The organism is Achromobacter insolitus (assembly GCF_002209555.1).
In the GTDB taxonomy this organism is placed as follows: Bacteria; Pseudomonadota; Gammaproteobacteria; order Burkholderiales; family Burkholderiaceae_B; genus Achromobacter; species Achromobacter insolitus.
In genome coordinates this window covers 138765-151289 of record NZ_NJIF01000003.1, presented here as the reverse complement: position 1 = coordinate 151289, position 12525 = coordinate 138765, and the positions used below count along the sequence as shown (strand labels likewise).

Below are 12525 nucleotides of genomic sequence, written 5' to 3'. Positions count from 1 at the left end.
GGTTACTTCCAGGTGAATGGCAGCGTGGGCAGGCTCTTGTCAGCGCGGTACTTCTCTGGCCACACCGTCTGGTAGGCTGAACCTTTCAGTTCCAGGATCAGCCCGGAACCCTTGGTGTTCTGACCTTTGGCGTCGAACTGCACGCCGGCCCAGGGCATGGCGACCTGCGCTTCGCCCAGGTCCGTTGCGACCAGCGCCTTGCGGATGGCCTCGGGGTCGGTCGATCCGGCGCGATTGATCGCGTCGGCCAGTACGAGCACCCCTTGCATGGAGCGGGCGTTGTTGCCGTTCAGGTCCTTGCCGGTCTTGGCTTTGTACATGTCGTTGATTTTCTTCAGCCCGGCCTTGGACGCCGCGACGTCATTGCCCCAGACGTCGCGCGTCAGCACGCCCTGGACCTGCGGCCCCACCTCCTGCACAAAGCGTGAATCGATGAAGCCGGCATCGTTGGCCAGCAGTACCGGCGGAGCGTACTTGCTTTCCCGCATGGTACGCACGAACAGCATGGCGTCCGAGGTATAGCTGGCGAAGATCGCCACGTCGGGCTTGGCGGCGGCCAGCTTCTGCACTTCCGCGGTGACCGAGGCCGAGCCGGCGCTGTAGGCGATGTTCGCGACCAGCTGGCGCTTGTACTGCTTGGCGAACTTCTCGACGGCCTTGTACGTGTTCACGCCGAAGTCCGTGTTCTCGTACACAACGGCAATCTTGGCGGTCGGCACGGCCTTCACGCCGTCCAGGAACTGCATCATGTTCTCGACAAAGGTATCGTCGTTGGGCGAAGTGCGGAAGAACCACTTGTAGCCGCGTTCGGTCAGGTCCGGGCTGCTGGATTCGCCGTTCACGTAGGGAATTCCGCGTTGCTCGGCAATGCGGCTGGCGGTCTTGGTCACGGCCGACTGATAGGCGCCGGTCAGGGCGACCACCTTTTCCTGGTCGATCAGGCGCTGGGCGTCCGCCAGGCCCACCTCGGGCTTGCCCTGCGAATCGCCGAACACCACTTCGATCTTGGCGCCACCCAGCGCCGGCAAGCCGCTGCCCGCGGCCAGCGGTATGCCTTCGAGTTCGGGATGCGGATTGTTGATGATGTCGACCGCCAGCTCGACGGCCGCCTTGATTTCCGACCCGGTGGACGCCAAGGCGCCCGACAAGGGATAGATCGCGCCTATGCGCACGGCCTGTTGGGCTTGCGCAGGCACGGCGCTCATGAGCGCCAGACTCGCGGCGACACCCGCGATGAGCTTCATCTTCATAACTGGACTCCTGGGTTGAACAGGCTAGGTGTGAAAACAATGCAGCACGAAACCCTCCGGCAAGCCGGACGGCCCCAGATTCAAAGCGGTTGTCGCCATTTCCCCTTGTCCTTTGATGGATCGTTTTGGTGGCACAACTGTTACAGCAGCGCAAATACGATTCGGGTCCGCTTCCGCCGTGCGCTACGGGGAAAGCGTGAGGATGGTCAGAACACGGCCATCCGGCTATTGATGAGATCCGTGACCAGCATGTGCCCCGGTGCATGCGTAATGCAGAATTCCGGCCTGACCGCTGCGACCACCGACTGCGGCGTCACCCCACAAGCCCAGAACACCGGCATTTCGCCTTCGCGTATTTCCACCGGATCACCATAGTCCGGGCGGTTGATGTCGGCAATACCGATCAACGCGGGGTCGCCGAGGTGCACCGGCGCGCCATGGACCGAGGGAAAACGCGAAGTCACCTGGATGGCGCGGATGGCGTCCGCCGCCTTCAAGGGACGCATGGACACGACGAGCGGACCGCCGAATACGCCTGCGGCATGGGTCGGAATGCTGGTGCGGTACATAGGCACATTGCAGCCCTGTTCGATGTGACGCACAGGCAAACCGTTGTCCAGCATCGCTTCCTCGAAAGAAAACGAACAGCCGATCAGGAACGACACCAGATCATCGCGCCAGATGTCGCGCACGTCGGCAGGCTCGGCGACCAGCTCACCGTTCTGCCATACGCGATAGCGCGGAATGTCGGTACGTATGTCGATGTCGTATCCCAGTTCCGGCAAGGCCGGGTCACCCGGCTCGGACATGGCCAGCAAGGGACAAGGCTTGGGATTGCGCTGGCAGAAATGCAGGAAATCCGCTGCCAGCGCGCGCGGCAGGATAGCGAGGTTGGCCTGAACGTGGCCCGGCGCGAGGTTCGCCGTGGGGCCGGTCAGCTTGCCGCTGCGCGCGTCCATACGCGCCTGCCGGGCCAATTCGACGCTGGCGCGCGCCGCGGGTTTCGTTTGCATGCTATCCCCTTGATGATGATGCAGGTATGGGGACATTGCACAGGAACCTCAGGCCAGCGTCCAATCACAAGTTGCGATAGACCCCGATCAAAATTCCTTATCAGGGTTATGCCGGATGGCGCAATGCCTCTTCACGCGCAATTTGCTGGGCGGCCTCGGCCACCGCGCGCGGGATCTGGCTGTCCGGCCCCTGCATCCAGCAGGCGGTGTAATGCAGTGGCGGCAAGGCCGGGGCCTTGACGTCCAGGATGCGCAGCTCGCCCTGCGCGAGTTCCTTGTGCAGGATTACCGGCGCGATGACTGCGGTGCCGATGCCGTCGCGCGCCATCCGCACGATGACGCTTAACGCGGAACTGCCGTACATGCGCGGCGCTTCCACGCCAGCCTGTTGCAACAGCTGGCGCACCGCGCGATGCGGATCGGTCGTGGACGGATAGGTGATGACGGGCCATTCGGCCAGGCGCTTCAGCGGGATCGGCTGCCGCCCGACCTTGAGCTTGGGGCTTGCCACCCAGGACAAAGGGTAGTTGCAAAGATAGAGGTTCTCGATGCGGGGCTCTTCCATCGGCCCAAGCAGAAAGGCCAGATCGATCTGGCGCGAGGCAAGCTGCGTCTTCAGCACCGTGGTCGTATCCACCTGGATCTCCACCATCAGCGCCGGATAGGCATCGTGCAGGTATTCCATCAACGTCGGCAGCCAGGTATGGACGATGGTTTCCGATACCCCCAGCCTGAGCATGCCGCTCATGACGCTTTTGGCCCGCGCGGCCTCTTGCATGTCTCGCCGCATCTGCAGCATGCGCTCGGCGTGCGACAGCAGTTCGCGCCCCTTGCCGGTCAGTTTGATGCCGCGCGTGTCGCGGTCGAACAGGCGCACGCCCAAGTCGGATTCCAGCGAGGCGATGCGCTGCGAAATGGCGGGCTGGGTCGCGTTAAGCTTTTCGGCGGCCGCCCGGAACCCGCCCAGGGTGGCGACCCAGAAGAACGTCTCGATGTTGCGCAGATCGATCATGGCGGCGGCATCCGGCTATGCAGCCGCCATCTTAGCGCCCGGGACGGTCCGGCGGCTGCGGACCGCCCCGCCTCGGATCACTGGCCAGCGTACAACGCTTCCACCGCCAGCCCGATGCCCAGGATGCGGCGGTCCGTGCCATTGCTGCCCGCGATCATCAGGCCCACCGGCGCCGTGCCCGGCGCGTGGCAAGGCAGCGACAGCGCGCAGCCATCCAGGAAATTGATCAGCGTGGGATTGCGCAGGATGAGCCCGTTGGCTGCGTAATAGGCGTCGTCCGAAGCCTGCAGGTCAGCGACCGCCGGCGCCACGATCGGCGTGGTGGGCATGATCAGGGCATCGTAGCCTGCGATGCGGCGGTCCACCGCCGCGACCCAGGCTTCGCGCGCGTCCAGCAGATCCAGGTAGTCGGCCGCGCTCATGTCCTTGCCGCGCATGATCCGCGACACCACGCGCGGGTCGTAGCGCTTGCCCGCGCGGGCGATCAGGTCGCGATGCCAGGCCCAGGCCTCGGCAGCGGTGAAACCGCCCTTGGCGTTGATTGCCGCGAGTTCCGCGAACTCCGGAATCGGAATCTCGTCGATCTGCGCGCCGGCAGTCTTCAGGCGCGCCACCGCAGCCGCGAAGCTGTCCGCGACGTGCTTGTCCATGGCGTCCAGCGCCAGCGTGGTCGGGATGGCCAGGCGCAGCCCACGCAGGACGGCAGCTTCCGGAACCGGGCCGCCATCCCCCGAGAGGATCGCGTCCAGTTCGGCGCAACAACGCACACTGGCGGCAATGGGGCCGATGGAATCCAGATTGGCCGACAGCGGCAGCACCCCTTCCATGGAGACGCGCCAGGCGCTGGGCTTGAAGCCGGTCAGGCCGCACAGCGCGGCCGGAATGCGCACCGAGCCGCCGGTATCCGAGCCGATGGCCGCGACGGCCATGCCGTCGGAAACCGACACGGCGGCGCCCGAGGATGAACCGCCAGGAATGCGGCCAGTGGCGCGGTCGTAGGGGTTCAGAGGCGTGCCGTAGTGCGGATTGATGCCCAGGCCGGAATACGCGAATTCGGTCATATTGGTGCGGCCGATGATGACCGCGCCCGCCGCCACCAGACGACGCACAACTTCGGCGTCGGCATCCGCCGCCGGCTCGCCTTCTCGCGCCACCGAGCCCGCCATCGTGGTCTCGCCTTCGACGTCGAACAGGTCCTTGATGCTGATGGGCAATCCGTCGATGGCCGAGCGGACGATGCCCGCCGCCCGCAGCGTGTCCGAGGCCTGTGCCTGCGCCAGCGCCGATTCGGCATACAGCCGCGTGAACGCGCGGGCGCCCTCGCCCGCATCGTCCTGGGCGCGGGCCAGCGCCGCCTGCGTCAGTTCCACGGAGCTGCTGCGGCCCTCTTGCAGGGCCAGGGTCAGATCATTCAGAGTCGAAACCATAGTCATCCTAGTGCCGCCTTGCGGCATGAGTGCAAACGGGCGCGCCCGCGGGCGCGCCTGGCGATCGGCGCCGGGGAGCCGGAATCAGGCCACCACGGGCAGCGTCTCGACATGATAGCGGTGCCGCAGGGTGCGCTGACGCCGCGGGTCGTGCAGTTCCATCGTGAAGTCGACGGAAGGACGGATACCGCCAATCGCCCCCACGGTGCCGCAGGTCATGCCGGCGCCCGCCGGCAGCACCGCCGCGCCGCCGGTATAGCCGGCAACCAGATCCTGCGGGGTGCGCAACGACGCCAGCGGGCCCTCTTGGTACAGCACTTCCACGCCATTCTCGACAATATAGGAACGGATGATGAGCTCGTCCCAGTAATCGGCCACGTCGGCCAGGCGCCAGGCGCTGCCCGCCAGCGGCTTGACGCAGACTTGCTTGGACATCGCGACGCTGTAGGTCTCCAGCTTGCGATCGGTATGGTCGGAGGCGATGCTGACGTACATCTCGCCATCCACCGAGAACACAAAGGTTTCGACTTCGCCCGACGATTCCTCGCCCAGGGCCTGCACGGTTTCTTTCTGGGTCAGTTGGTTATCGGCGATGCGGTAGTACAGCGGCACGCTGCTGGGGCGCGGCACGCCGATGGCGGCCAGTTCTTCAATGTGATGTTCGATCGCGGCGATGTCGCGTCCGGCCCAGCCGGCAACGATAAGGGTGTCGAACTCGACTTCCACCTGGCGCGGTTGCGAGTCTTCGATCTGGAATACGGCTTTCATATCTGTCCTGCGGAAACAAGGAAAGGAAAGGCGCGGCGGATTTCCGCGCCCCGGAATCTCTGGAAAATGAAAATCAACCGAACACGCGTGGCAGCCACAGCGCCACGTCCGGCCAGAACGCCAGCAACGCCAGCATCACGAACATGGCCGCCACGAACGGCAGGCTGCCGACAATGACCGCGCTCATGGAGCCGCTCTTGCGCAGGCTCTGGACGACGAACAGGTTCAGTCCGACGGGAGGAGTGATCAGCGCGGCCTCGACCAGGATGATGATGACGATACCCAGCCAGATGGGGTCGAAACCCAGGCCGATCATGATGGGCGCCACGATGGGGATGGTCGTGATCATCATGGACAGCGTTTCCATGAAGCACCCCAGCACCAGGTAGAAAATCACCACGATCAGCAGCATCCATCCGGGCGACAGGCCCAGGCCGGTGATCGACTTCGTCAGCGCGTCGGTCAGGCCGGTCGCGGACATGACAAAGTTCAGGAAGCTCGCCGCCACCACGATCAGCATGATCATGGCCGTGGACCGCATGGTGCCTTCCATCACCTCGCGCAACATGGACCACGACAGGCGCCGGAACCAGGCCGCCAGGATGAAGGCCCCCAGCACGCCCAACGCGGCCGCCTCGGTGGGCGTGGCCAGGCCCGCATAGATGGAGCCCACCACCAGGAAGAAGATCCCCATGGGCGGCGCCAGGTGGACCAGGCTGGCCATCCGCTGGCCCCAGGTCGCCTGGATTTTCTTGCCGCCCCAGGATGGCTTGGCGACACAGGCGATGACCACCGTCAACATGAACAGCGCCGCCATCGCGAAACCCGGAATGATGCCGGCCAGATACAGCTTGGGCACCGACGAGTTCGTCAGCACGCCGTAGATGACCAGGTTGATCGAAGGCGGGATCAGGATGCCCAGCGTGCCACCCGCGGCCAGGCTGCCCAGGAAGAGCGGTTCGTTGTAGCCGTACTTGCGGATCTGCGGAATGGCCACGGTGCCCACGGTCGCGGCCGTCGCGACGCTGGAGCCGGAAGTGGCCGAAAACAGCGTCGACGCACCGATATTCGCATGCATCAGCCCGCCCGGCAGCCAGGACAGCCACAGGCTCATTGCGCCATACATGCGTTCGGCGAAACCTGCGCGCAACAGCACCTCGCCCAGCATGATGAACAGCGGAATCGCGACCAGCAGGAATTCATTGTTGGTGCTCCAGGAGACCTCCCCGATCGCGCGCGTCAACGGCAACATGGAGAACAGCGGGTCCAGGATCAGGCCCAGCACGCCCAGCGCCGCGCCCACCGGGATGGACAGGCCGATCAGCACCAGGAGCAGAATCAATGCGGTGGAAATCATGCGGTCTCTCCCTTCACCATGCGCTCGCCGGCGGCGGCTTCCTCGTCGGCCTCTTCCTGCGCCGAACGCACGCCGCAGATGCTCTTGACCAATTCGACGTCGCCTGTCACCAGCGCGGCCGAGGCGCGCGCCAGCATGAGGGCGACCGTGACGCACATCCAGGCCAAGCCCAGTGCCCACAGGCCCTGCGGGATCCACAAAGGCGTCGCCAACGGCGTGTTGGCGGCGGATTTCTGCGCCCAGGACGTCTGCACGACTTCGAACGCGTAATAAGTGAGGTAGACCATGAAGACCGACAAGGCCACCATGGAAATCCAGTCAAGCACCGCGGCAATGCGCACCGGCATGTATTGATAGACCACGTCCACGCGCACGTTGGCGCGTTGCAGCGTGGCAAAGGCCAGCGCCCAGGAGGTGCTGATGGCAAATGCGTAGCTGGACAGCTCATCCGCGCCGCCAGTCGTGAAGCCCAGGAACTTGCGGGCCAGCACGTCAAACGAAATCAGCAGCACGCTGGCCACCGTCAGGCCACCGCCAGCCCACACGGCCAGCCGCGAAAAGCTCTCCGCGCGCCGCAATAGCCCGCCCAGCAGGCGAAAGTGTTCAGATTGAGTCATGAGTCAAACCTTTGCAGGGCCAGGCACAGATCGCCCTCCCCGCCATGTAACGAACGATCCCACAGGAATGCCACGAAACCAGCTCCGCCAATCAACAGCAACTCCCCCTTCGGGTAGCCACGAAGCCAGCTCCTCCGCTCTACAGCGCCTCCCTTCGGGTAGCCACGAAAGCCAGCTCTGCCATCTGCAGCAACTCTCCCCCGAATCGGGATGCCGCGGATCCGGCTCCGCCGGTCCGCAGGCATGCCCCCCTGGGGGGAAGCGCGGTAGCGCTTCGGGGGGAGCCCACCTTGCGGATCCGGCTCCGCCGGTCCGCAGGCATGCCCCCCTGGGGGGGAAGCGCGCTAGCGCTTCGGGGGGGGGGTCTACTTATTAGCGACCACGCCCAGCGTCTTGCCAACCGTGGCGTTGAAGTCCTTCACGCACTGGGCAGAGCAGCGCGCAGCCCACTTGGGCAACACGGACTCCTCAGTGACCTTCTTCAGCAGCGCGCGGTCCGCGTCCGTGGGTTGGACCAGGACCATCTTGCCCTTGACCGGGAACGGGCAAGCGGCAGCGCCCGTGTTGCAGTCATAGCCTTCCTGCGTCTGGCGGGCAGCAGCGTCCCAGATGTTGTCGACGAGAGTCTTCACATTGGTCTGCAGGAACGTGCGCACCTTGGGATCAAGCTTGTCCCAGGCCTTCTGGTTCACGGCATGGATCTGCTGGTTCCAGTTGATCGGCAGCGCCACCAGGTGCGTAGACACTTCGTACCACTTGGCGGAATAGCCAGACAGCGAACCCGTGATGGCGCAATCCACTACCTTGTTCTGCAGCGCGGGCACGACTTCACCGAAGGCCATGGTCACGCTGGAGCCGCCCAGCGCCTCGACGAACTCGGCGGTGGTGCGGCTGCTGGTGCGGACCTTCTTGCCCTTGATGTCCGCCAGGCCCTTGATTTCTGCATTGCAGAACAGCACCTGCGCGGGGTAGGTGGAGATCCCCAGGAGCTTGACGTTATTGCCCTCGCCATACAGCTTGGCGTAGACCGGTTCAAACGCGTCGGTCACCGCGCGCGCGGTCTTGACGTCCGGCGCCAGGCCGGCCAGGTCGATCGCTTCGTTGATGGGGTTGTCGCTGGCGAAGTACGCCAGGGTGGCGGTGCCGAATTCGACCACGCCCTGCGACATCAGGCGCAGCAGTTCGGGACCCTTGAGGCCCATTTCGTTGAAGCCCTTGATGTCGGCCGTGACCTGTCCCTTGGACAACTCGGGAATCGTCTTCGTCCAGAACGGCTTTTCGTAGTCGTTGTAGGCAGTCAGATTGCTCAGGCCTCCCACGATCTTCAAGTGGGTCTTGGGCAGATCCTGGGCCTGTACCGCGCCAGCGAGCAGGCTGGCGGCGACGGCGGCGAAAACTAGCGACTTTTTCATGGACAAAACTCCTAGCTGGCGGGATGGTATGCCGCGCGCCGGATCCCGTTATCCTGGCGGCGCGCGGTGGCAATCGGAGAGTCTGGAGAAGATCAGCCGCGCAACGGCTTGCGTCGCGCCTGCGCGGCATGGCTCGCCGCCCGGGTCTGGGAATGGGACATATGCTGGTTCATGCTTTCCCCCGCTTTATGCATCCAGGCGATCGTTATTGATGTGGCGCCATTGCAGCGTCAGGGGCGCGGAGCGTCCAATCGTATGTTGCGATACGGGGGTATAAATATTTCTTTGGTCTCGGCTCGCGCAGACCGGGCATTTCGCGCAAACCACACGGCGGCGCGGCTTTGCGGCCAGCCGAACAGGGCGCGCGGCGGCGATCGCGGGCGGCGGATCAACCCGGCCGCGCCGTCCGTGCTGGGGTAAACACCTAGAGCGGAATGCCGTCTGCGGCCTGTTCCGCCACCTTCTGCGCCATCTGCGCAATGACGCGCACCGCGTGGCTGTCCGGCCCTTGCACCCAGGTCGCGGTGAAACTCAGCTCCGGCAGCGGATCCGCTTCGACGCGCAGGATGCGCAACTCGCCGCGCGCCAGTTCCTTGCCCAGGAACACCGGCGCGATAACGCTGGTGCCGATGGCATCCTGCGTCATTCGCACCATCATCGACATCGACGCGCTGCCGTACATGCGCGGCGAATTCACTCCGGCTCGGGTCAGCATGTCTCGCACCACGCGGTATGGCGCGCTATTGGAGGGATACGTGATGATGGGCAGCTTGCCTATCCGCTCCAGGGTGAGCGGTTCAGGCCCCAGGTCCAGCACCGGGCTTGCCACCCAGGCCAGGGGATAGGTGCATAGCGGCAGGTTTTCGACGCGCGCCTCCAGCACGGGGCCCATCAGGAAGGCCAGGTCGATCTGGCGCGACATCAGGTGAGAGCGCAACACGTGGGTCGTGTCGACCTCGATCTCCAGCACCAAGGCCGGATAGTTGGAGTGGATCAGTTCGATCAGCGTGGGCAGCCAGGTTTGCACGATGGTCTCGGCCACGCCGATGCGCACGGTGCCGCTCATGACGTTCTGCTCGCGCGCGGCCTCGAACATGTCGCGCCGCACCTGCAGCATGCGTTCGGCATGGGACAGCAGCTCATGTCCTTTGGCGGTGAGCTTCACCCCGCGCGCTTCGCGCTCGAAGAGGCGCACGCCCAGATCGGCTTCCAGCGACGCAATGCGTTGCGATACCGCCGGCTGCGTGGTGTTGAGCTTTTCCGACGCGGCGCGAAAGCTGCCCAGCGTGGCTACCCAAAAAAAAGTTTCGATGTTGCGTAGTTCTATCATGAGCCTGTTCCCCCGGCGCGATGAGCGTATCATGTCAGCCGCCTGATGCCTCCACCTGAACCCACGCCCCGAATAACAAGGAGCCTGTCGATGACCCCGGCCGATAACGGTCGCGCGCGCCCCGCGCTGCCTGCCACCAGCGGCCCGATGATGGGAGTGCTGTTGCTGGTGCTGTCGATGTGGACGCTATCGTGCCTGGATGCCAGCGGCAAATGGGTGATGAATGCAGGCGTGCCGCTGCTGGTGCTGTCGTGGTTCCGCTATGCCGTGCACCTGGCGCTGGTGCTGGCCCTTGTGCTGCCCGCGCGCGGCCTGGGGGTTTTTCGCAGCAGGAAGCCGCGCGAACAGATCCTGCGCGGCGGCTCGATGTTCCTGGCCACGCTGATGTTCTTCACCACGCTGAGCTATATCCCCCAGGCCGAGGCCACTGCTATCAATTTCCTTGCGCCGCTCCTGGTGCTTTCAGCCGCGCCCTGGGTCCTGAAGGAACCCGCCCGCCTGTCGCGCTTCGTGGCCGCGGGCATCGCCTTCATCGGCGTGATCATCGTGATCCGCCCCGGCGGCGGCCTGGATCCGGTGGGCACGGTATTCGGCCTGCTCACGGCCTGTTGCTTCGCGGTGCAGTTCATCGCCACGCGACGCGTCGCGGGCGACGATCCGTTCACATCCTTGATCTGGAGCGGCGCGGTCGGCACGATCTGCCTGACCTTGGCCCTGCCCTTCATCCTGCCGCCCGCCCTGCCCGTGCTCAAGGCGTTGGCGCCGCTGGACTGGGTCGTGCTGATCTCCACCGGCATTACCGGCGGCCTGGGCCATCTGTTCCAGATCGGCGCCTACCGACGCGCGCCCGCTTCCACCCTGGCCCCCTTTGTCTACCTGCAGATCATCAGCGCCACCTCGGTCGGCTGGCTGGTCTGGGGCCACTTCCCCGACCCGCTGACCTGGCTGGGCATCGCCATCATCTGCGCCAGCGGGATCGGCATCGGCTTGATCGAATGGCGCCGCAGCCGCGCCCAGGCCGCGCCGCTGGCCGGGGCCGACGCGCGCTGAGACGGCAGCACGCCACGGCCGCCTCCCGTACAATGCGGGTCGCTTTTTGCGCTTTCGCGCATGGGCGACCCAGGCATTTCCCCGAATCGAGGCTCCCATGATCATCAAGCCCCGCGTACGCGGCTTCATCTGCGTCACCACCCATCCCGCCGGCTGCGCCGCCAACGTCCGCAATCAGATCGACTACGTCAAGGCCCAAGGTCCTGTCGCTGACGGGCCGAAACGCGTGCTGGTGCTGGGCGCGTCGACCGGCTACGGCCTGGCGGCGCGGATCACTGCCGCTTTCGGCTGTGGCGCGCAAACGGTGGGGGTGTTCTTCGAGCGGCCGGGCGACAAAGCCAAGGCCGGCACACCCGGCTGGTACAACACGGCGGAGTTCCACGAACAGGCCCATGCCGCCGGGCTGTATGCCAAGAGCATCAACGGCGACGCGTTTTCCGACGAGATCAAGCGCAAGACCATCGCGCTCATCAAACAGGACCTCGGCCAGGTCGACCAGGTGATCTACAGCCTGGCGGCGCCGCGTCGCACGCACCCGAAAACCGGGGAAGTCTTCAATTCGACGCTCAAGCCCATCGGCCAGGCAGTGAACCTGCGGGGCCTGGACACCGATCGCGAGGTGGTCAAGGAATCCGTGCTGGAGCCCGCGACCCAGGCCGAAATCGACGCCACCGTGGCCGTCATGGGCGGCGAGGACTGGCAGATGTGGATCGACGCGCTGCTGGAGGCCGGCGTGCTGGCCGAAGGCGCCACCACCACGGCGTTCACCTACCTGGGCGAGAAAATCACCCACGACATCTACTGGAACGGCTCGATCGGCGCCGCCAAGAAGGATCTGGACCAGAAGGTGCTCGAGATCCGCGCCAAGCTGGCCGCGCGCGGCGGCGATGCCCGCGTGTCGGTGCTGAAGGCGGTTGTGACGCAGGCCAGTTCGGCGATCCCGATGATGCCGCTGTACCTGTCGCTGCTCTTCAAGACCATGAAGGAAGCGGGCACGCACGAAGGCTGCATCGAACAGGTCTATGGACTGTACCGCGACAGTCTGTGCGGCAAGACGCCTATCCTGGATCAGGACGGGCGCCTGCGCGCCGATTACAAGGAGCTGGCGCCCGAGGTGCAGGCCCGCGTGATGGCGCTGTGGGACCAGGTCACCAACGACAATATTTACCAGCTTACGGACTTCGCGGGCTACAAACAGGACTTCCTGCGCCTGTTCGGCTTCGAGATCGACGGTGTCGACTACGAAGCCGACACCGACCCCGCCGTGGAAATTCGCGGCCTGGCGTAAG

The 12525-nt window shown here is 65.0% G+C and carries 11 protein-coding genes; 2 read left to right on the top strand and 9 right to left on the bottom strand.

Annotated elements, in window-relative coordinates:
- Window positions 1–2 precede the first annotated feature (2 nt).
- The 9 genes from CEY08_RS11005 to CEY08_RS10965 all read right to left on the bottom strand — a co-directional run bounded on the left by CEY08_RS11005 (window position 3) and on the right by CEY08_RS10965 (window position 10186).
- Window positions 3–1250, bottom strand: a complete 1248-nt coding sequence (locus CEY08_RS11005; RefSeq protein ID WP_063640517.1) for an ABC transporter substrate-binding protein — start codon at window positions 1248–1250, stop codon at window positions 3–5.
- Between the two features lie 206 nt (window positions 1251–1456).
- Window positions 1457–2263, bottom strand: coding sequence for a putative hydro-lyase (locus CEY08_RS11000; RefSeq protein ID WP_063959725.1), 807 nt, complete (start codon window positions 2261–2263; stop codon window positions 1457–1459).
- A 106-nt stretch (window positions 2264–2369) separates the two neighbouring features.
- Window positions 2370–3275 carry a LysR family transcriptional regulator gene (locus CEY08_RS10995; protein WP_042793706.1) on the bottom strand — a complete coding sequence of 302 codons (906 nt, stop codon included), beginning with the start codon at window positions 3273–3275 and terminating at the stop codon, window positions 2370–2372.
- Between the two features lie 77 nt (window positions 3276–3352).
- Window positions 3353–4702 carry an amidase gene (locus CEY08_RS10990; protein WP_042793707.1) on the bottom strand — a complete coding sequence of 450 codons (1350 nt, stop codon included), beginning with the start codon at window positions 4700–4702 and terminating at the stop codon, window positions 3353–3355.
- An 84-nt stretch (window positions 4703–4786) separates the two neighbouring features.
- Window positions 4787–5470, bottom strand: a complete 684-nt coding sequence (locus CEY08_RS10985; RefSeq protein ID WP_042793708.1) for a DUF2848 domain-containing protein — start codon at window positions 5468–5470, stop codon at window positions 4787–4789.
- A gap of 73 nt (window positions 5471–5543) precedes the next feature.
- Entirely contained in the window at window positions 5544–6827 is a 1284-nt protein-coding gene (locus CEY08_RS10980; protein ID WP_063640513.1) for a TRAP transporter large permease, read from the bottom strand.
- Window positions 6824–7444, bottom strand: coding sequence for a TRAP transporter small permease subunit (locus CEY08_RS10975; RefSeq protein WP_042793709.1), 621 nt, complete (start codon window positions 7442–7444; stop codon window positions 6824–6826). Before CEY08_RS10975 ends, CEY08_RS10980 begins: the two co-directional genes overlap by 4 nt.
- Before the next feature lie 365 nt (window positions 7445–7809).
- Window positions 7810–8856, bottom strand: coding sequence for a TRAP transporter substrate-binding protein (locus CEY08_RS10970; protein WP_042793710.1), 1047 nt, complete (start codon window positions 8854–8856; stop codon window positions 7810–7812).
- Window positions 8857–9280: 424 nt separating this feature from the next.
- Complete coding sequence (locus CEY08_RS10965; protein ID WP_063640510.1) at window positions 9281–10186, bottom strand: LysR family transcriptional regulator; 906 nt, start codon at window positions 10184–10186, stop codon at window positions 9281–9283.
- Between the two features lie 90 nt (window positions 10187–10276).
- Here CEY08_RS10965 and CEY08_RS10960 point away from each other — a divergent pair, with 90 nt between their 5' ends.
- Complete coding sequence (locus CEY08_RS10960) at window positions 10277–11236, top strand: DMT family transporter (RefSeq protein WP_063640509.1); 960 nt, start codon at window positions 10277–10279, stop codon at window positions 11234–11236.
- Window positions 11237–11333: 97 nt separating this feature from the next.
- Window positions 11334–12524: an enoyl-ACP reductase FabV gene (fabV, locus tag CEY08_RS10955; RefSeq protein WP_042793712.1), complete on the top strand. Its 1191-nt coding sequence runs from the start codon at window positions 11334–11336 to the stop codon at window positions 12522–12524.
- Window position 12525 lies beyond the last annotated feature (1 nt).